Source organism: Arcicella aquatica, from assembly GCF_034928825.1.
Lineage (GTDB): Bacteria > Bacteroidota > Bacteroidia > Cytophagales > Spirosomataceae > Arcicella > Arcicella aquatica.
Map to the genome: position 1 here is coordinate 39,391 of NZ_JAYFUL010000032.1, position 22,275 is coordinate 61,665.

Genomic DNA, 22,275 nt, shown 5'->3' on the forward strand with positions numbered 1-22,275 from the left:
GCTTGATTTTCACACTTTAATCCAGAAAAGCCTTCAATACAACTCAACTTATTATCAATCAGCGTGGTAGTAGCCTAAGTGTCAAAAACGGACGTTATTGTGTCCGTTCAAGCGAAAGTGTTGCTTTTGTGGCAGTTCATGAGGTGAAAGTTATTCATCTTCATTCGGCTACGAAATTGAGTTTTGAAGTAGTTCAAACTGCTCTTGAGCAAGGAACAGATATACTTTTTGTGAATAGAAAAGGACATCCAATTGGCAGGGTTCTCGGTAATACTTTTGGTTCTATTTCAACCATTCGTAAAAATCAACTTACTTTTTCGCAGAGTATCGTTGGTTTAGAATGGGTTAGAAGCATTTTGGTTAAAAAGGCTGAAAATCAATATAATATTTTGGAGTTATTATCTCTTTTATCTGGAGTGAAAATTGATAATTCACTCCAAAAAGTAGCCAAGTATATTGAAAGGTTTAAAACCTATCAGCATGAAGATTTTTCGGAAACCTTTGCTACTTTTAGAGGAATCGAAGGAAGTTGCTCTAAAAACTATTTTGAGGGTATCAGACAAATTATCCCTGCTCAATATCATTTTGAAAGACGTTCGCAACATCCTGCATTGGATGCTTTTAATTGTCTTTTAAATTACGGTTACGGAATGTTGTATGCTCATTGCGAATCTGCCTTAATTCGGGCAGGGGTTGACCCTGCGGTTGGTGTAATGCACCGTGACGAGTACAATCGTCCTGTGTTAGTCTATGATTTTATTGAACAGTTTAGACATTGGGTTGACTATGTGGTTTGTCATCTTTGTTTACAAGAAGTAATTTTTGAGGAATTTTTCGATATTGAAAACTCTCAGTATTGGCTTAATACTTATGGCAAAAGAATCCTTATCCAAAGCATGAACGAGTACCTGAATGAATTGGTTAATTTACAAGGACTTAGCAGAAGTAGGCTCAATCATCTTGAACTCGAAGCACAGCGTTTGGCATCTCAGCTAAAAAAAATATAATTGTAAATAGATTACACTTTATGTGGACAACTTTGCATATCAATTCACACTAAACATCTTAGAACCTTCAATACTCCACAACAACTTTCGTTAGGCTTTGCCATTACTTCGGCTTCGGAAACACTTCAAAGAGTGATGATTGAAGACATCGTTGCCTTGATTTCTGGGGAAAAAACGTCTTCTTTAAAACAGGAGGTTGCTCGTTTACAGAAGTTGAGAACGATAGACAAAACGGCATATCGTAACTTAAAAACACGTTTACCCTATTTGGTAGGAAGTGTTTTTAAAGGTAACAATCGTCGTGCTGAAAACTTGGAAGCCGTCAATTTCTTGATATTGGACATTGATAATCTTAGCGATTTTGATGGGCAAATTCCAGAGGCTATCAAAGCCGACGATACTGTCATGTTGGCTTTTGTTTCTCCTAGTGGCGAAGGAATCAAAGTGCTTTTCAGATTAGAAAGTACCATTTGTCCTACTGATGGCTTTCAAACAGCCTATCGTGATTTTGCTGAAAACTTTGGTGTTAAAGTTGGCTTAACAGGTTTTGTGGATTTAAAAACTTCGGATGTTAGCAGGGCATGCTTTCTATCTTATGACGAAAACGTATATTTCAATCCGTCTGCAATCGCTATTAAACTTGAGCTTAATAATGATTTGGTGTTGTTTGAAACAGATGATCAAAATGATTCTGATATTCAAGTTATGGAAAAGCCCATGGTGAAGGAAAAATCTGTGGTAAATCAAACTGCTTATAAAGCGATTTTAAAGGAAATAAATCCTAATACGCTTACTCGTCCTAAAAAAGATATTATTGTGCCGAATGAAATTTCTTTACTTGAGCCAGAGCTTGAAAAGCTATGTACCAATGCTGGCTTTGTTTTACTTGAAAAACAGCCTATCCAATATGGTATAAAAATCATGGCTAAACAAGGCTACCGTAAGGCTGAAGTAAATATATTTTATGGGAAAAAAGGATATTCCGTCGTGATTTCACCTAAAACGGGTACTGATAAAGATTTGAATGAATTATTGCATGGGATACTTTATAATTTCCTTTTCCCTTCTCCTATCGTGGAGAATATTACGTTTGCTGACTTTATTTCTCAAAACTAAATAAAAACCATGCCCAGAAAAAAAGCATTTAAACCCAAACCTTTAGCAACACTGAATCAGGAGTGGGAGAAAGCAGCCTTGCCGTTCTTGCCTGAAAAACAGTTAAGCGAACTAACATCAGTTGAAAATCAGGAAAAAGTTTTTCCAGATGGCTTAAAGATTTTCTTTGATTTTCTGAAAAATACTCAAAAACTAAAACGTTCGGAAGATATGTATTGCTTTATAATGTACGATATTGAAAATACCAAAATAAGAAATATGATGGCAAAGTACCTCATACAAAAAGGTTGTATTAGAGTACAAAAGTCTATCTATTTTGCTCGGTTTCATCGAAAATTACAAAAAGAAGTAACCGATATGTTGCGAAAAATGCAAGCTTGTTACGAAAATCAAGATAGCATTTTGGTGCTTCCTGTTGGGGAAGATATGCTCAATAGCTTAACCTGTATTGGTAAATCTTTTGAATTGAAGTTGATTACTGCACCCAAGCATACTATGTTTTTCTGATATAATTTTACTCACATTCAAATCCCTTAACACTTTCAATAATACTCAGATAATTATCGCAAATGCTCAGGAAGTAACTCGCTTACGCAAAGCTGGTGAGCTTAATGAAGCTTTATCATTGGCTCAGGATTTACTTAGGAATGCTCCTGATAATATTCATAACCGCAGGGCTTTGGGCTGGGTTTATATTGAACTTATCAAAACACAATGCCAAAGTTTACAGCATTTAAATACTTACTTATCTCGTATTCAAGTTTTAAAGCTTGAATCCTCAGAAGAAATTTTTTGGGAGCAACTTCGCTGGCAAATCGCTAAAATACTTTTTAGTATCGACAATAGTTCGTCGGCTGAACAGTGGTCTATTACCCTAAATTGTATTATGTCGTTTCCATGCCAAGTAAGTAATGGCTTTAGTACACTTATTAAAGCACTTATCAAACACCAAATTGAAGTTCCTAATTTGGCTAATTTTTATCTGCTTTTTAAGGTTCAAAATTTTCAATCTTCTGATTTTCAAACCACAATTTTAGAGAATGGGAAAGCTGTACCCGCTTTAGTGGAAAGAGTATTTATTGCCTTAGCCAAAAGTTGGATTCAAAATTTACAAAAATCCCCTAAGACTGGTTTACAGGACGAATTCCAGGTTTTTCTTTCAGATTTAGATAAAGTGTCAGACAATAATCCTAAAATGATTTATCTGATTTACTATCGTGCTATTCTTAGATTAAAATTAGGGCTACCAGAAGAAGCTCGAAATTTCTTTATTCCTTTTGCACAAAAAAAGCAAACAGAGTTTTGGGTTTGGGATGTTTTATCACAACTATATACTGATGACATAGATAAACAAATCGCTTGTTTATCTAAGGCTTTGTTATGTAAAACTTCTAATGATTTTTTGGTAAAAGTACGTCAGAAAATGGCGGAGCTATTAATTGCCAAACAAAATTGGGCTGCTGCAAAAACAGAAATAGAAGGTATTGTGACAACTCGTACCCAACATAATTGGCAAATCCCTTCGCAAGTAACAGATTGGCAAAAATTGGAAAATATTACTAACGTAAATTCATATACGAGCAACAAATCTATTTACCAAAACTATGCGGTATTGGCAGAGCAAATGTTGTTGTCAAACGTAGCAATTCATGTAGGAATTATCTGGAAAACAAATATAGAAAAAGGAACGGCTCAGTTTTTTGTAAGCGAAAATATAAATGGAGGATTTCAATATGCAAAAATAAAACAAGATTTGAAGGTTGGTGAAATATTCAAATTCACGTTAAGAGAAGTGAAGAGCCAAGAAACAATTTTTTGGCAAGTATGTTCTCTTGAACAAACTGAAGAAAATATTTCAGAAAATTGGCAGAAAAACTTTTTCGGATATTTGAAACGCTTCAGGAATACAGGATTTGTAGAAGACGTTTTTATTGAAGAACAACATTTACAAAATCATTCAGGATATGTAAAAGGCAGTGCAATTAGAGCTTTTGATAGCAAAAAAAGAATTTGGGGATGGAAAGCCTTGAATATTGAACCCTTTGAACAATCATAGTTATTTGTTTTTATCGTATATTTGGAAATAAGTACTGAATAATAATCCTTTTTTGATTGTACATTTCAATGAATGAATATAAAATATCACAAATAAACATCTTTAAATCATTAATATTCAGCACATTACACAAGTTACTCCAGCAAACCAACATCCAGTAGAATAAGGATTAAGACTAAAATAGTTAATAACCATTCAGGCATCTTGTCAAATCTCCAGCAAACCAACATCCAGTAGAATAAGGATTAAGACACCCCACCATTATTTGTACTAAACATTAAAACTACTAGCCAGCAAACCAACATCCAGTAGAATAAGGATTAAGACATATCTTTTTTAGCATCACTAACTAAAGCTAATTCTACCAGCAAACCAACATCCAGTAGAATAAGGATTAAGACTGTTAATTGTTTTCTATGATTGTTAAACGACAAAAATTCCAGCAAACCAACATCCAGTAGAATAAGGATTAAGACTTCTCTATGTGAATAATAGAGTCTTTAAATTCTTCTCCAGCAAACCAACATCCAGTAGAATAAGGATTAAGACTAGTTCTTTAATATTTTTAAATAGTTGATTAAAAGTCATGCCAGCAAACCAACATCCAGTAGAATAAGGATTAAGACTCAATCTGTTCCTGCTCAAGAGTTCTATTAGAATACAACCAGCAAACCAACATCCAGTAGAATAAGGATTAAGACACTGTTTCCAATACTTCAACTGATATTTCTTCCATAGTCCAGCAAACCAACATCCAGTAGAATAAGGATTAAGACAATTTAATAGATCTAGCAATAGAATGGATTGATATGGCCAGCAAACCAACATCCAGTAGAATAAGGATTAAGACCTGTTTTTGTGCTTGCCAATGGCTTGTTACTAAGTTCCAGCAAACCAACATCCAGTAGAATAAGGATTAAGACTCATGACTAATAGATAAGTACTAAACAGTATAGCAATTGCCAGCAAACCAACATCCAGTAGAATAAGGATTAAGACTCAGAAACCATTGCTTGATTTTTTTCAAAAAGCCCAGCAAACCAACATCCAGTAGAATAAGGATTAAGACTTCAGTAAATTATCATCGTTTGTTTTTTTAACATAATCCAGCAAACCAACATCCAGTAGAATAAGGATTAAGACTTCTTAATATAATAGGATGAGGAGTATTAGTATCTAATCTGTCCAGCAAACCAACATCCAGTAGAATAAGGATTAAGACGTTGCTAATGCAGAATCATTAGTAAATACATTTTGGCTTTCTCCAGCAAACCAACATCCAGTAGAATAAGGATTAAGACATAAGATTTGATTAAAGTACTTTAAGTAATATTCTTTTGCCAGCAAACCAACATCCAGTAGAATAAGGATTAAGACCGTTCTGCATGTCGGGGCTATAAATACGATACGTAACAACCCAGCAAACCAACATCCAGTAGAATAAGGATTAAGACTATATTAAATATCAAATAATTTTCCAAATATTAAAGCCCAGCAAACCAACATCCAGTAGAATAAGGATTAAGACCTCTTTAATCATTGTGTCAATGTACCTTTTTGCTCTCTTCCAGCAAACCAACATCCAGTAGAATAAGGATTAAGACCACTGTAGATTATATGAAGAACGTACCGAAAAATAGACCAGCAAACCAACATCCAGTAGAATAAGGATTAAGACTAATTTCAGTTTTTTTCTGTGGGAATTTAATACAATACCAGCAAACCAACATCCAGTAGAATAAGGATTAAGACGTATTGTTCACTATTTTTCCATTCAGCAAATTTTGTAGGATCCAGCAAACCAACATCCAGTAGAATAAGGATTAAGACTTTATAACTCAATTCCTCTTCATTAATCCATTCAGTACCAGCAAACCAACATCCAGTAGAATAAGGATTAAGACATATCATCATAAAAATCAATAGAATTAAAAGTAATATCCAGCAAACCAACATCCAGTAGAATAAGGATTAAGACACTAAAAGATTTCTCCAGGATAAAGGATTTAATATCTCCAGCAAACCAACATCCAGTAGAATAAGGATTAAGACTCATTCTTTTTAGTAGATTGAGAATATCCTGTTAAGCCAGCAAACCAACATCCAGTAGAATAAGGATTAAGACTATCTTTTTATTATTACTTCTATTTCTTTTAGTTCATCTTCCAGCAAACCAACATCCAGTAGAATAAGGATTAAGACAATTTCTTCTTCGCTTCTATGTTCCCAATACGACAACCAGCAAACCAACATCCAGTAGAATAAGGATTAAGACACAAATTGCGGGTCTTTGTCTCCAAGCCCAAAAGCTCCAGCAAACCAACATCCAGTAGAATAAGGATTAAGACAAAATGTGCGTAGGTGGTCTAGGTCAATTTCTTTGTTTCCAGCAAACCAACATCCAGTAGAATAAGGATTAAGACATAATGTATGCAGAATTATCTGCGAAATCCGAAAATTCCCAGCAAACCAACATCCAGTAGAATAAGGATTAAGACTACAGTACTTGTTACTTTCTTAACTTTCACAACTTCCAGCAAACCAACATCCAGTAGAATAAGGATTAAGACTTTCTTTGATAATTATATTATAACAATAGTTAATTTTTCCAGCAAACCAACATCCAGTAGAATAAGGATTAAGACAAGTTATTCTATGCCATCAAAACCTCTTGCGTGGTCTCCAGCAAACCAACATCCAGTAGAATAAGGATTAAGACTCATCAATTTTAGTTATTGGCACACCAGAAATTTTAGAGACCAGCAAACCAACATCCAGTAGAATAAGGATTAAGACTTGTTCTTTAACATCTGTTACTTCTTCAGCTTCAGATTCCAGCAAACCAACATCCAGTAGAATAAGGATTAAGACAAATAACTTATTATCACTTTTTCTTTTAAATATAATACCAGCAAACCAACATCCAGTAGAATAAGGATTAAGACCATAAATCATGTCCAGTTCTATCATCATAACCTTCCAGCAAACCAACATCCAGTAGAATAAGGATTAAGACTTGTCGTAAGCGAAACATTTAATGTCTACGCGAGCGTAACACCAGCAAACCAACATCCAGTAGAATAAGGATTAAGACTCTATCTCAAAGATGCAACGAACTGAAGAATTAAAACCAGCAAACCAACATCCAGTAGAATAAGGATTAAGACAATTTATTTTTCTTACTGGTTGATTTTTTATTTCCCCAGCAAACCAACATCCAGTAGAATAAGGATTAAGACATATCTTTCATAGCAATGAAAGTTTCTTCGTTGGCAGTCCAGCAAACCAACATCCAGTAGAATAAGGATTAAGACTGTCTTAATTGGCGAATCTTCTTCGCTTTCGTCATACTCCAGCAAACCAACATCCAGTAGAATAAGGATTAAGACAGGTTTTACCCTACATTTAAAAATGAATTAAATTTAAAACCAGCAAACCAACATCCAGTAGAATAAGGATTAAGACACATTACTATTCGATTTGTTAACAAGACAATATGCTTCCAGCAAACCAACATCCAGTAGAATAAGGATTAAGACTTTTCTTTGAAATCGTCGAATTGCTCTTTTGTAAACTCCCAGCAAACCAACATCCAGTAGAATAAGGATTAAGACATTATATTATTGGTTCCTAAAAGATCGGTGATTTTACCAGCAAACCAACATCCAGTAGAATAAGGATTAAGACTTTCAACATCATTTGAATAGTGGACCTTAATTACCAGCAAACCAACATCCAGTAGAATAAGGATTAAGACGTTAGATTCTTTATACATTGAAACACTATCTGCAAAAGCCAGCAAACCAACATCCAGTAGAATAAGGATTAAGACTGATAACTAAGTTCAAGCCAATAAGATTCTTTAGCCCTTTCTACCAGCAAACCAACATCCAGTAGAATAAGGATTAAGACTAATATTAATGTTTTACCATTAACTAATAAACAATGACCAGCAAACCAACATCCAGTAGAATAAGGATTAAGACATTTGGACTGACTGCATCGTATGCTAATTTTTTTAGGTCCAGCAAACCAACATCCAGTAGAATAAGGAATAAGGATTAAGACTTACCCTCCCCTTGTTTGCCTGTTATTATTATATTCATCCAGCAAACCAACATCCAGTAGAATAAGGATTAAGACTTAATTAATTTGTGTTTCTTAACAAATACTGCAACGACCAGCAAACCAACATCCAGTAGAATAAGGATTAAGACCTTTGTAATTGATTCTATTTTTCATCACTTCAAGACCAGCAAACCAACATCCAGTAGAATAAGGATTAAGACTGAAAATACCTATAGCACATTTAGTCTCTCCCATTCCTCGATCCAGCAAACCAACATCCAGTAGAATAAGGATTAAGACTGATATCATTCATATTAATGACTCCTAAATTTTGTAACCAGCAAACCAACATCCAGTAGAATAAGGATTAAGACTGTCTTAATTGGCGAATCTTCTTCGCTTTCGTCATACTCCAGCAAACCAACATCCAGTAGAATAAGGATTAAGACAATCTCTTAAAGATGTAATCAGGTAATTGCACCATATTCCAGCAAACCAACATCCAGTAGAATAAGGATTGAAACTCAATTGAATGTCCACCCTTCTCATTACCATAATATTTTCCAGAGTAATATCCAGTAGAATAAGGATTGAAACAGAATTCTGAACTTTACACCGTTCTAAATAATACCACTTCCTGAGTAATATCCAGTAGAATAAGGTGAAATCTAAACAATATCAAACGACCTTTATGGGCTTATTCTCCTCTAAATAGGCAACAAAATGTAGGTATTATTTCTCTTAGTGCAAGCCAAGCAAGTGTTCCCATCATGAAATCGTGTGTAGCCTAAGCCTAAATTTCATGATGAGAACTCTTGCAACTAACTTCCAAAGACTGTCTTCGTAAGCCTTGTGTGTTTGACCCGAAAAGGCTGTCTTTGGACAACAGCCATGCCGAATTTCTCAGGTTCTTCTTTAATTCATCTCTTCTTTTTGATGTATTCTTCCAAATTATTCCCTTATAAATTTTGAATAATGTTTTAAGTTATTACCTTTATATTAAAATTAGTTATATATATACTAAACTATCTTTTATATGCAAGCGCAATTATCTTTCAAAGACTCTGTCATTACTGAAAAACAGAAAACAGTCGTTGCTTTTTTAGAAGCAAACAATCCTGACATCTTAGATTATTATTCTAAAGCTGATTTGGAAACACTTATCAATCAGAGAATTCAACACTATTATAGCGAATTAGAAAGGCTTACATTACTAGGCTTTCAATCAGCTGAAGCTGAGGAAATAGCGAATAAGCAGCTCTTTGATTTTAAAACAAGTTACTCAAGGTTGCATGATATGTTGGTGGAGCAATACGCCTTTAGTATTGATGTTTTTGATGCTGAGACTAGCGCAAAAATCCTTTATTTCTCCAAAGAATATCGCTCTTTGATTGATGAAGGGAGAAGTATCACAACACTGATTGAATCCTTTTTTATGGACTAACTCAGCTTCATTAATCAACGCTATTTTCTTACTCTGAACCTCCTATCTAAAATGTCCTATCAAAAAAAGCAAGCCCTCAAAGATAATTTGGAGGGACTCAAAACTGCATACCAAATCCTCGATGAAAAAAGAGTTGCCAGCCCTGAGGAGAAAGACATTCTTTCAAAATTTAAGGGTTGGGGCGGTCTAAAAGAATTACTCTTGCCTTTGGATAATATTTCTTCTTGGAGTTTAGAGTCGTTAAAAATTAAGCCTCATATCGAAGAATTACATACTTTCTTATCCTCAAAGCCAAACTATGAACAAAATATCGAGAGCATCAAAAACAGTATTCTTACCAGTTTTTATACTTCTCCTGAACTCATCCATTCCATTGGAAATGCCCTATTGAAAAATGGTGTAAAAGCTGATAATTATCTTGACCCAAGTGCCGGTTCTGGACTATTTTTTAGTGAATTTAAACAATTGGGAATTGCCATGAAAGATAGCTTACTCTTGGGAAAGGACGATTTAACAGCTAAAATCTTAAAGGCACTTCATACTAACAGTGTACATGCTCCTTTTGAAACTGTTGGAAAACATAAAATGGGTACTTATGATTTAATTTCTTCCAATATTCCTTTTGGTGATTTCAAGGTTTTTGACCCAATTTATAATCTCAATAAGAATAAAGTAAAACGACAGGCGAGTAATCATATTCATAATTTCTTCCTTGTCAAATCCCTTGATTTATTGAAAGAAGGCGGAGTTTTAGCGCATATCATGCCTTATGGTGTTTTGGATAGTCCAGCTCATTTGCCCATCAGACAATTTGTAATGGCTAATGCTAATCTCATTTCAGCAATTCGATTACCTCAAAATACTTTCTTAGATGCTGGGACTCAGGCTGGTGCGGATTTGTTGATTTTACAAAAGACTGGGCCAAAAACTTCGTTGAATCCAATGGAGCAATCTTTAGTGCGAACTGCTTTGATTACTCATGAACAATCCTCTCACAAATTTCAACTCAATGAATTCTTCCATCTGAATCGTAATGCTATCATTTCTGATGAGTTGACCTTCGGGAAAGACCAGTATGGAAGACCCAATTTAGCGTATCTAAAAGCGGGTGGACTCCCTGAAATTTGTAAAGCTGTAGATGAAATTTTGTCTGCTGATTTCAAGAAAAACTTTACAAGTAATCTTGCTATGAAATCATCCGAACCTTCTCTTTTTCACGATACTTCTGTCTGTAAGAAAACTAATCTTATTCAATTAGACCTCTTTGCTCCTGCTGCTAATGTTAACCCTGTTGAAGCTACTTTACCCATTACACCCACATTGCCCAAGAACATTCCTTATAAAACACCTCTGACCGAAAGCGATATTGATGGTCAATTTGTGGTTGAAAATGATAAAATCTTTAAGCTTAAAATTGATGTTGGCGCTAATTACCTTGTTCCCACTGATTATACGTTAGAACTACAAAATATGTATTTGGCGGTGATGCAAATCCGTAAAACTTACGATGATTTGTATCGCTACGAATTATCCGAAAAAATTGAGCATCCAGTTTTAAGAAAATCTCTCAATGAATTATACGATAACTTTACGAGTGTTTATGGTTCTTTGAATACCAATAGAATTTATTTAGACGAAGACCCGAAGAATAAGCAGCTTTTTGGTCTAGAGCGGGTTGAAAATAAGGAATTTGTAAAGTCAGATATTTTCCATAAACCCATTGGTTTTAATCAGGTACTTGAATATTCTGTCAAGGATGCATTTTATGTATCGCTCAATCAATATGGTTTTGCTGATGTGCCTTACATTGCTAAGCTTAGTCAACATAATGTAGCAGCCATTGAACAGCAATTATTAGCGGACAAACTTATTGCCTATAATCCTAAAACAGCAAGATTTGAAGGTTTTGCTTCTGTCATTTCAGGGAATGTGGTAGAGAAAATCAATTGGTTAGAAAACAATTTACCGCACATTGAAGACCAACAAAAAAAGGAAAGATTACAGCATACTTTAGATTGTTTAAAGGAGGTTCTCCCCACTCCTATTAATTTTAATGATTTAGATTTTAACCTGGGTGAAAGATGGATTTCTCCTAAAATCTATGAACGTTTTGCTCGTCAGCTCTTCAACAGTTCAAGTGTTACTGTAGATTATTTAGAAAATACTGATAACTACATGATTAGATACCAAAAGTATGAACGCAATGAAAATATCAATACTTTGTATGCCGTTGCTGCCGACAATAATAAAGTAAATGGTATTGATTTGCTGGAACACGCTCTGTACAATACTACGCCAAAAATGGAAAAGTTAATAGGCTATGATGCTAGAGGTAAAAATATTTATGTAACTGATAAAGATAAAACCATTCTGGTCAATAACAAGATTGAAGATATTAGAAACAAATTCGTCGCCTTTTTGAATGAACAAGACATTGATTTTAAGAACGATTTAGCCAAAACGTATAATCAGAAGTTTAACTGTTATGTAAAACCTCAGTATGATGGTGGACATTTAACTTTCCCTCAATTGAATTTACAGAATTTAGGCATTCCTGATTTATATAAATCTCAGAAAGATGCAGCTTGGACTTTGATTCAACAAGACGGTGGAATTGTTGACCATCAAGTAGGTTTGGGTAAATCATTAACAATGATTGTAACAAGCCATGAAATGAAACGCTTAGGCGTGGCCAATAAACCCTTGATTCTTTGCTTGAAAGCTAACATTGCTCAGATTGCCGAAACCTATAAAAAGGCTTATCCTGATGCCAGCTTACTTTATAGCGGTGATGTAGATTTTAGTAAAAAGAATCGTGAGAATATCTTTAATCAAATCAAGAATAATCATTGGGATTGTGTCATTCTTACCCATGAGCAGTTTAGCAAAATACCTCATTCCCATGAAGCCTTTTCGGCTGTTCTTGGTGATGAACTAAATAACCTGAATAAGGATCTGAAAGTAATGAATGCGATGTCTCAAACGTATGAGACCAAACAACAATACAAAGGCTTACTGAAACGACAGGCTAATTTAGAAAGTAAGCTTAAAACCAAAATGGAAGCGATTAAGGAACATCGTGATGATGTACTCAACTTCGATTCTATGGGAATTGACCATATTTTTGTCGATGAATCACATATTTACAAAAACCTTACATACAGTACTCGGCATAATAATGTCGCTGGACTAGGAAGTATGGAAGGAAGTGACAGGGCTTTAAATATGTTGGTTGCGCTACGAACTTTACAAGAAAAAAAGGGGAAAGATTTAGGGGTTACTTTTCTGTCTGGCACACTCATTTCTAATTCTTTGAATGAATTATACTTGCTATTTAAATACCTTCGACCCAAAGAACTAAAGAAACAACAGATTTTCAATTTCGATTCTTGGATTGCTACTTATGGCGTTAAATCAACAGAGTACGAAATCTCCATTACCAATAATATCATTCAGAAAGAACGATTTCGAGAATATATCAAAGTGCCTGAATTAGCTATTTTCTATAGTCAAATTACAGATTATAAAACAAGTGATATGGTTGGTATTTTCCCAGCTAAAGCTAAAACTGAATTAGTGGTTTTACCTCAAACCAAGGAGCAGCAAGACTTTTCTTTACGTTTACAAGATTTTGCCAATTCTGGAGATGGTACCTTAATCTATCGTAATCCCCTAAGTGAAAGTGAAGAAAAGGCAAAAATGTTAATTGCCACCAATGAGAGCAAGAAGATGGCATTGGATATGCGTTTGATTCATCCTAGTTTTAACGATGATGTCAATAATAAAATCAATCAATGCTGTCATAAAGTATTAGATTACTATCAGGAAGGTAATCACTTCAAAGCAACTCAAATGATTTTCTGTGATTTGAGTACTCCTTCTTCTAAAAGTACTGGTTTCAATGTTTATTTTGCCATCAAGGATAAGTTGATAGAAAAAGGACTAAAACCTGAGGAAGTCGCTTTTATTCAATCTTTCAAAACGGATAAGCAGCGAGAAAAACTCTTTGAAAAAATGAACGATGGTGAAGTAAGGGTTTTGATTGGCTCGACAAGTACTTTAGGAACAGGCGTAAATGCCCAGCGCCGAATGATTGCCATGCACCACTTAGATATTCCATGGAAACCCTCTGAATTTGAACAGCGCATTGGTAGAGGTGCCAGACAAGGGAATGAATATGCCATGAAGTTTAATAACAATGAGGTACATAATTTTGTCTATGCCGTTGAACAGACGCTAGATTCTTATAAATTCAATCTTCTGCTTAACAAAAGTATTTTTATCAATCAGATTAAATCGAATCAGCTAGGTGTACGAAAAATTGATGAAGGGGGTATGGATGAAGCCAATGGTATGAATTATGCCGAGTACTGCGCCATTCTTTCTGGAAATACCATGCTCCTTGATAAAGCTAAATTAGAACGTGAGCTTGGAAAGGTAGAATCTGAAAAGTTTATGTTTTTAAAAGACCAGCGACTGGCGGAAGAAAAGATTGAAGGGTTGGAAACTTCCTTGCGATTAAATGAAATGAAAAAAGAAGCATTTCAGAAAGATCAAAAGTTCCTTTTAGAACAACAGTTTGCCTTTCATTCAGAAAAGGTTAATCTTGACAAATACTTGATAAATTCTCAGACCTTAGAAAATTTTATTACTCGTCATTCAGATTCACTTTTTGATAAAAAGGAGCTTGATATAAGGACTGAAAAAGGATTAGGTGCGTATCTTGTTAAATTAAGAGATAGCATCTCTCAAGAAGGAATTACGGAAGTAGGCACTTATGCAGGCTTTAAAATGTATTTCGAAACGACTAAGATAAGAGATTTTGATAATAGAGTAAGCTTAGAAAATATCTTAATACTACAAGGGAAGAGTAATGAAAAGTATGGTTTCAATGGCGGTTATCTTGCGAGTACGCCAGATATTGCTGTACAATACCCACAAAGAGCACTTGTCAAAATTCCAGCATTAATAGAAAGTGTTCAACTGAACATTGAAAATATCAACAAGAATATCAACGATTTAAGAAAGTTTATCCAAGAAGACTTTAAAGGAGAAAATGAACTGATTAAAGTCAAGAAAGAACTTGATTCCCTAAAAGAAAAGATTGATCAAACCATTGAAAAAAAGGAAAAGTCCATCCATATTACTCCATCCAGCAATGCAGAAGAGCAGGTTAATGAGATGGATAAGAAAGGGATGAGGGTTAAAATATGAAACAATAGCTTTGCTCTATAATGTTTGATATTATAAACATTATATGTATATTTGTTCATAATATCAAACATTATGAATTCTAAAGCAACTATATTACTACCGACTGCTGCTAAAATATTAGCTCAATTAGGAGAAGATATTAGACTTGCTCGTCTAAGAAGAAAACTAAGTGCCGAACAAGTTGCTGAACGTGCGGACATTAGTCGTACCACATTATGGTTAATTGAAAAAGGTACGCCAAGTGTTGCGATGGGGGCATACGTTCAAGTATTATTTGTATTGGGTTTAGAAAGAAACTTTCTAAACCTAGCCAATGATGATACTTTAGGTAGAAAGTTACAAGATGCTGATTTATTGGTCAAAAAACGGGCAAGCAGAAAAACGAAAGAGGCATAAGATAATGGCAGAAAAAAAACGACATATCACTGTATTTACAGATTGGGAAAGCTCAGAAATACCTCAATTAATGGGTGAATTATCTGCAACGCAAATCAGAGGAAAAGAAATATTTGCTTTTGAATATGATAAACAGTGGTTGAAAGTTAATGAATATCTCTTTTCACTTGACCCTGATTTAGCATTATATAGTGGGAAGCAATATCTAAATGACACTAAAAGTAATTTTGGTATTTTTATGGATTCTTCACCCGACAGATGGGGACGTTTACTCATGCGTAGGCGTGAAGCTGCTATGGCAAGATTAGAGGGGCGTAAAGAACAATTACTTTTTGAAACAGATTATCTTTTAGGTGTATATGACCAACATAGAATGGGGGCAATACGATTTAAGGAATCTATTGAAGGTCCATTTTTAAATGATAATAGAGCAATGGCTGCTCCCCCTTTTACCTCTCTAAGAGAATTAGAGCAAGCTAGTCTTCAACTTGAAAAAGATGACAGTGTAGATAATCCTGACTATTTAAAGTGGTTAAATATGCTCATTGCTCCTGGTTCGTCTTTAGGAGGTGCAAGACCCAAAGCAAGTATTGTAGATACCAATAAGCATTTATGGATTGCAAAATTCCCAAGTAACTTTGATAATCGAGATACTGCTGCATGGGAAATGGTTATTTATGAATTAGCCCAAAAATCGGGGATTCAAATGTCTGAAGCAATGATTCAAAAGTTTAGTGGTCATCATCATACTTTTTTGACAAAACGTTTTGATAGAGTCAATAGTAAAAGGATTCATTTTGCCTCTGCTATGACACTACTAGGATATACCGATGGAACAGATTTTCAGGACGGGGTAAGTTACTTACATTTAGCCGAATTTATCATGCGAAATGGCTCAAACGTAGAGGGTGATTTAGAACAGCTTTGGAGAAGAATTGTCTTTAATATTTGTGTCTCTAATACAGATGACCATCTTAGAAATCATGGATTTTTATTGACAAAAAAAGGTTGGGAGCTCTCCCCTGCCTTTGATATAAATCCCATTGAAACTGGCACAGGATTAAAATTAAACATTTCAGAAAATGATAATGCTTTGGATACAAATCTTGCTTTGGAAGTCGCAATATTTTTTAGGCTAAAACAAGAACGTGCCAAGCAAATTATTGAAGAGATTAAGAGAGCCGTAGCTGAATGGAAAACAATAGCTACAAAATATAAAATAAGTAGAAACGAACAGGAAATGATTAGCAGAGCATTTATGACAGTTTAGTGAACAATCCCTTTTTTTACATTTTATACCCTTGTTTTCTACTCTTTTCGAACAGTAGAAATAGCATAGAGGGGATATACATCGATGGGGGGATAGCTTGAGAAGTTCTCCAAAGAGAGGCGAATGCCTAAATCTCGCTTTTTCTCTTTTAAAAACATAAACATGCTTTGCATTGCCCCTTTATTTGAGGCTTTAATCTCTAAGGGTACAATCTGTTCTCCTTGCTGAATAACATAATCAATTTCCGCATTACTGTTGGCACTTTCTCGATGCCAGTAATATAAATTTTCTTGTTGCAAAGGGTTTCCGTATTTCAAATATTCTAACCCTACAAACATCTCTGCTATCGCTCCTTTGTTAATAGCATCAAAATCATTTTGAGCTAATAACTTTCCGACATCTAAGCCTAAAACTCTTTGATAAAGTCCTGTGTCTAATAAAATGAGTTTACGTTTTTTTTCATCCAGCTCGGCTCCTAGTGGTATCCCATTGGCAGAACTATGCGTTACAGGAATCACCAAGCCTGCCATCATTAATAATTGAACGGCCTCTTTAATTTGTACCAAACTCGTTTGTGTAGCCGCTTTGGTATAAATAAACTTTCCTCCTGTTTGCTGTATAATAGCATCAAAAACCTCTGAAATTCTCATTGAAGGTACTCTTTTCTTATATTTGGCAAAATCTGCTTTGATTGAAATGATTAAATCATCCAAAACAGCTTGTACTTCTAATAAGCTACTACCGCTTGCATATTGAGCAACGGCTTCTGGCATTCCTCCTACTATCAGAAATTTCTTAAAATATTCTGTCAGTTTTTGATGAAAAGGCAAAGGCAAAGGATTTTTTGGACTTGCCTGCTTTTTTAAGTTGATAAGCCTATGCTCTCCTAAGCTACCTAAAAACTCATCAAAAGAAAGTGGATACACAAAAACAGACCGTACTCGGCCTACCCCGAAAGATGGTAATTGTTCTAAAGCAAATTCTAATAATGAACCCGCAGAAATAAGATGTAATGCTGGCATTTTTTCATAGAAAAAACGAAGCGATGAAATGGCAGGCAAACACATTTGTATTTCATCAAAAAACAGTAAAGTCTTATCAGGAATAATTGGGGTATTGAAGTATAAAGATAAGTTGTCACAAATTGCATTGGGCTCTAGGTTTCCATTAAAAAAAGCTTGAACATCTAAAGAAGCCTCAAAATTAACTTCAATGTAATAGTCAAATCGTTTTGATAGTTCTTGTACAGCCGTGGATTTCCCTACTTGTCTTGCTCCACGAAGCATCAGTGGTTTTCTATCAATTTGGTTCTTCCAATCAAGTAAAACCTTATCTATTTCTCTATCAATATGCACTTTTGTCATTTTCAGTACCCGTAAATTCAACACAAAAGTTAAAAATAGTAGGCAGAAAAACAACTAAAAAACAATTTATAGGCATCTAAAAGGTATTTATTGATTCATCTTAGGAACAATCCATGTATCAATCCAAGATAAAAAACTTAAGAAAAACGCATAAATGAGGACTTAAACCTACATGGACTGGATTAATACATTTTGGTATAATTGTTTGATATTGCTTTATAGACATTAATTGTATTATTGTTCATATTTGGGAGGTGCAAGGTGCAAGACCTACAGCAAGTATTGTAGATACCAATAATCATTTATGGATTGCAAAATTCTCAAGCAACTAAAACTCACTGCATAAATTCTTAAACTAAAGGAAAATATACTTTCCCTGCCCAGTAAAGTGGTATAAAGTGTAATTTCCCTTGAATCCCGAAGGGAGCATTTGAAAAAATAATAGCTTTTGTGATATGAGGATATTGTTCTAATAAATAATGTAAACTTTTCAAAGACCCACTTCTTCCAGATTTTACTTCTATTGGAATAATTTGCCCGTCTCCCACCATTACAAAATCTACTTCTGCACTACTTCCCGGGCTAGTTCTTGCCCAATATGTGAGTTCTTCTTTTTGTGTAGTAATCATTTGTTGTGCCACAAATTGCTCTGCCAACATTCCATTAAAGGCAGCAGTTAGGTTCTTTTTTAAGTAAACATCTTGAATGGACAATTTACTTTTTCGCAACAATAAACCAATATCAAGATGAAATAATTTGAATTGCTTACCAGAAGGTGTAAGCGGTAATCCAGCAATTGAAACATTTTGAACAGCATTTAGTAAACGAGCTGTCCTTAGTACTTCAACACCTTTTTTGATGGTGGGGCTTGAAAAACGGTCAGATAAATGTGTGTAGATAATCTGATTACTTATTAGCGAAGCACTTTTTTCTAAAATGTCATTCAGCACATCGCCATCTACAGTGGGCTTATATTTCTTGAAATCCTGCTCATAAGCGTACAATAAGTTATCTTGTATTTCTTTTACGTCATTAAAATCTTGATTGTTTACAAAACTTTGCACGCATTCTGGCATTCCACCTACAACAAAGTAATTATTGAGCTCATCATTCAAAATACCTGTTACAACTTCTGGTAAAATAGTAGGTTTGTCATCAAGAATATGGGCGATTGAGTCTTTTTTTCGGGCTAATAAAAACTCATAAAAAGTCATCGGTGCTAGACTCATCACATCTACCCGTCCCACTGGAAAAGGCTGATTCCTAAATTCAAAGTCTAATAGTGAGCCTGCCGCAATAAGATATAATTCTTTTTTATCTTCATAAAAATACCTCAAACTACCCAATGCATCGGCACAAGCCTAAATTTCATCAAAAAAAAGTAGGTCATTTACAAGGTCAATCTTAACACCAAGTGCAAACTCTAGTTCTAAAAGTATTCTGTTTACATCAAAATTACTTTTAAAAATAATGTGTAAATCTCGTCTTTTTTCGAAATTGATAGTAATTACCTTTCCTGTAAAATACGATTCTCCAAACTTTTGAACCAACCAAGACTTTCCGACTTGTCTTGCTCCGTTCAGCACAAGTGGTTTTCTTGAGGGTTTTACCTTCCAATTCGCTAATTCATTTAGCTTTTTTCTGAACATATATTCATTAGTCTTGTCAATTCAACTCTATTTCTTTGCAGAAATAATACGAAAATTCAACAATAATGGTTATAATTTTAAATAATCAATTTAAAATTATAACCATTATTGTTGAACAGGACTATGTAGTTTCCCTTTCTAAGACCATATAAAGAATTTAAAGAGTTAAATTATCTAAGACTGTAGATAGCCTTTGAATCACTCTGCCTTCATCTGCTTACTTTTGACTTTTCCTTCCTTACCTTCTAAAATATACTTGAAGTTGAAATCGAAACGTACTTTTTCTAAAAAGTTAGCGTCTCTATTTACCTTCATAGCTTTTACCTTTTGGGCTTTCTCTTTTAGATAGGTTAATTCTGTCGAAGTAAAATCTCTATTCTGTTCATTCAAATAAGCGTCTAAAACCTTCTCCTTCTTTTCTTCCAAGATGATGGGCTTGGATTTTAGTACACCATTTTCTTCAAAGGTATGAAGTTGATAAATGCTTATTTTATCAAGCAAATGCTGTTCATATAACTTTTGAAGTGTCTGAGGAATCTTATTACATAGCTGATCGTGATACTGTTTAGATACTAGCCTCCCACTCTTTTCAGTCAATAGTCGATGCTCGTACTCTTCTTCAGCATTCAAATAGCTAAACATTTTATTGATAGATAGTACTTTCAAGGCTATCACATAAGCGTGCTCTTTGTATTTACTTAATCGTTGAACTGCTTTTTCTGCATTACCTAAACTTGCTTCCAATATAACATTGTAGTGATGTTGAATGGCATAGTCCTCAATATGTAGCAAAAGTTCTTTGGTAAAATCTGCTGTTAGTGGCAACAACATGTCGGGATATTCCTGCTTAATCTCTGCAATCGATGGATGGTAGTTTCGTAAAATATCCGCTGACAATAAAATGGCATTCCCAGCAAACTCTTTAGTAGCCATATCAACTAACTCTTCCTTTTTACTCCCAGATTGCCCACCTACAATAATCAAGCTTGGTTTCTCTGAGGGCGTTTTATAAAGAATGCTATCATCAATAGCATTTAGCTTTATCTCTTCAATTTGTTCAGCACTCACAAAGAATCGACCTTTGAGACCTGACAATAAATCCATCTGCATAAAAGTAATATGAATTGAATGGTGGTTATATTCGTAAAATTAAACAATTTGTTCAATTTATTCAATACACCCCCACCAAACTAACAAAAAGATTATATTATACTTTTAAATTTAATCTTAAAACGCTAAGCTAATCTTTTATCCCTTTCTGATTGAATACAAAAGCTTCCATTAATTCATCATTCCTTACCCCTATCGTTTGAATGAAATGTTGTCTTGTCCAAAGGCTTGGGGTTTTTGATTTAAGTTGCGGATAGTTCTTTTTTAATTCTCCCGCCAAGTATGCCTTTAAATTGGTAATGATTACGTGAGGAGACTCCATCGCAATTTCTGTACTTATTTCAAGGATAACCGTATGTTTATCTCTAATGTCTAGTGACAATAATGCTATAGAGTTTTCATAACAATAACGATACGTAAGATTCAAAAAATCTGCATGAAGGTCTTCAGTCAAAAGCGTTTTTTTATACTTAGTGCAAAAGATAATACAATACTGTAAAATATTTTCTTTCATTTTTATTAGTTTAGCGTATACCTATCTATTTTTTTATTATATTTGATCTATAAATAGTCAATCCAAAATTATACAATTATGAATCATTCTTCAATTTTATTATTTAACTGGAACGTATATGGAATAGGGGTAGGAACTTTAACCTTCTGTACTTGGGCTGTTTTCTTCTTCTATGATTACTTTATCAGCGGGCAACATAGCAAAGAGTCTATGTTCGACAATCCATCTTCATCAGGTAAATCATTTGATACTCGTACTCAAATTCATGCCGAAGAGGTAGCGTTCGATTCAATGATTAATCAGTAATTAGGCTTATTCAAACTCCGTATTTATGAACATTTTTTCAAACCTAAATCTATACTATCATGCAAACACACAAGCAAAAAGTCAAGCATTTACTACTGACTACCCTTTTCTCTCTGTATGGATGCTACATCCAAGCACAATCTAACTGGGGGACAAAAGTCGCTTCTGCCTCTGAATCTGGCGCTACTGAAATCAGAAGTGTCATTGATGGTGTAACGACCCTGCTCATGGCGATTTCTGGAGTGGTTTTCCTCATAGGCATTACTTCCGCTGGTTTTAAGTATAAACAAGGCGATCAGCAAGCCTTTAAAAACCTTCAAGGTGTTTTGATGGGTTCATTAGTCTTGCTCATTGGTGTTGGGCTTTCGAAAATCTTGTTTTTCTAGCCAATGATTACCCAATATTACACCCACAAAGGAGTGAATCAACCTCCTTATTTTAAGGGATTCCCCATGTCTTTAATCATTATTTGGGCTGTTACCTTACTAGTAACTATGTTAGTATGTTTAATCATTGCCATCAAAATTGGGCATTTGTTAATTGGTTCTTTATTTTCAATCATCACGGTTGCTTGTGTTGGCTTTTCAGCTTTTATCTTTCTTAGAAAAATCGGTCCTTTCGGTTATGAAAAGATGTTGGTAAAGTATTTCTATCGGGTTCATAAAATAGCAGGAGGAAGACCTGCTATAACTAAGATAAGATTGTTTTGAGTAATTCTATTCTTGTATTTTGTCTTGTACTAACTTGAGAAAATGTATTGT

Annotated in this window: 16 protein-coding genes and 1 CRISPR repeat array; of the genes, 11 read left to right on the forward strand and 5 right to left on the reverse strand. The window is 34.4% G+C overall.

What is annotated here, in order from left to right:
* The first annotated feature begins 53 nt into the window (after positions 1-53).
* From cas1 to VB264_RS17270, 8 genes are all read left to right on the forward strand, one after another.
* Positions 54-1,007 (forward strand): CRISPR-associated endonuclease Cas1, encoded by a 954-nt coding sequence (cas1, locus tag VB264_RS17235; RefSeq protein ID WP_323251305.1) that lies wholly within the window; start codon positions 54-56, stop codon positions 1,005-1,007.
* 42 nt (positions 1,008-1,049) lie between these two features.
* On the forward strand, positions 1,050-2,123 hold the full coding sequence (locus VB264_RS17240) for a CRISPR-associated primase-polymerase type B (protein WP_323251307.1): 1,074 nt from the start codon (positions 1,050-1,052) through the stop codon (positions 2,121-2,123).
* Positions 2,124-2,132: 9 nt separating this feature from the next.
* The gene (gene cas2 / locus VB264_RS17245) at positions 2,133-2,630 is read left to right on the forward strand and encodes a CRISPR-associated endonuclease Cas2 (RefSeq protein ID WP_323251260.1); all 498 of its coding nucleotides are present in this window, start codon (positions 2,133-2,135) and stop codon (positions 2,628-2,630) included.
* 118 nt (positions 2,631-2,748) lie between these two features.
* A complete protein-coding gene (locus VB264_RS17250; RefSeq protein ID WP_323251262.1) occupies positions 2,749-4,179 on the forward strand; it encodes a DUF7017 domain-containing protein in 1,431 nt (476 codons plus the stop codon).
* Between the two features lie 139 nt (positions 4,180-4,318).
* Positions 4,319-8,771: direct repeats of the CRISPR family, unit length 37 nt; unit sequence CCAGCAAACCAACATCCAGTAGAATAAGGATTAAGAC.
* A gap of 512 nt (positions 8,772-9,283) precedes the next feature.
* Positions 9,284-9,691 (forward strand): hypothetical protein, encoded by a 408-nt coding sequence (locus VB264_RS17255; protein ID WP_323251264.1) that lies wholly within the window; start codon positions 9,284-9,286, stop codon positions 9,689-9,691.
* Between the two features lie 51 nt (positions 9,692-9,742).
* Complete coding sequence (locus VB264_RS17260) at positions 9,743-14,905, forward strand: helicase-related protein (protein WP_323251266.1); 5,163 nt, start codon at positions 9,743-9,745, stop codon at positions 14,903-14,905.
* A gap of 72 nt (positions 14,906-14,977) precedes the next feature.
* Positions 14,978-15,301, forward strand: coding sequence for a helix-turn-helix domain-containing protein (locus VB264_RS17265; protein WP_323251268.1), 324 nt, complete (start codon positions 14,978-14,980; stop codon positions 15,299-15,301).
* A gap of 4 nt (positions 15,302-15,305) precedes the next feature.
* Entirely contained in the window at positions 15,306-16,571 is a 1,266-nt protein-coding gene (locus VB264_RS17270) for a type II toxin-antitoxin system HipA family toxin (RefSeq protein ID WP_323251270.1), read from the forward strand.
* A 38-nt stretch (positions 16,572-16,609) separates the two neighbouring features.
* Here VB264_RS17270 and VB264_RS17275 read toward each other — a convergent pair whose 3' ends face one another.
* The 5 genes from VB264_RS17275 to VB264_RS17295 form a co-directional block, all read right to left on the reverse strand.
* Entirely contained in the window at positions 16,610-17,935 is a 1,326-nt protein-coding gene (locus VB264_RS17275; protein ID WP_323251272.1) for an ATP-binding protein, read from the reverse strand.
* Positions 17,936-18,285: 350 nt separating this feature from the next.
* Positions 18,286-19,272 carry an ATP-binding protein gene (locus VB264_RS17280; protein WP_323251274.1) on the reverse strand — a complete coding sequence of 329 codons (987 nt, stop codon included), beginning with the start codon at positions 19,270-19,272 and terminating at the stop codon, positions 18,286-18,288.
* A 24-nt stretch (positions 19,273-19,296) separates the two neighbouring features.
* Positions 19,297-19,584, reverse strand: a complete 288-nt coding sequence (locus VB264_RS17285) for an AAA family ATPase (RefSeq protein WP_323251276.1) — start codon at positions 19,582-19,584, stop codon at positions 19,297-19,299.
* Between the two features lie 198 nt (positions 19,585-19,782).
* Positions 19,783-20,688, reverse strand: coding sequence for a zeta toxin family protein (locus VB264_RS17290; RefSeq protein ID WP_323251278.1), 906 nt, complete (start codon positions 20,686-20,688; stop codon positions 19,783-19,785).
* Between the two features lie 136 nt (positions 20,689-20,824).
* Positions 20,825-21,208: a transposase gene (locus VB264_RS17295; RefSeq protein WP_323251280.1), complete on the reverse strand. Its 384-nt coding sequence runs from the start codon at positions 21,206-21,208 to the stop codon at positions 20,825-20,827.
* Positions 21,209-21,286: 78 nt separating this feature from the next.
* On the opposite strand from VB264_RS17295, the gene VB264_RS17300 reads away from it, so the two are divergent.
* The 3 genes from VB264_RS17300 to VB264_RS17310 all read left to right on the forward strand — a co-directional run bounded on the left by VB264_RS17300 (position 21,287) and on the right by VB264_RS17310 (position 22,224).
* Entirely contained in the window at positions 21,287-21,514 is a 228-nt protein-coding gene (locus tag VB264_RS17300; RefSeq protein ID WP_323251282.1) for a hypothetical protein, read from the forward strand.
* A gap of 59 nt (positions 21,515-21,573) precedes the next feature.
* Positions 21,574-21,900 carry a DUF4134 family protein gene (locus VB264_RS17305; protein ID WP_323251283.1) on the forward strand — a complete coding sequence of 109 codons (327 nt, stop codon included), beginning with the start codon at positions 21,574-21,576 and terminating at the stop codon, positions 21,898-21,900.
* 66 nt (positions 21,901-21,966) lie between these two features.
* Positions 21,967-22,224: a hypothetical protein gene (locus VB264_RS17310; RefSeq protein WP_407654662.1), complete on the forward strand. Its 258-nt coding sequence runs from the start codon at positions 21,967-21,969 to the stop codon at positions 22,222-22,224.
* Positions 22,225-22,275 lie beyond the last annotated feature (51 nt).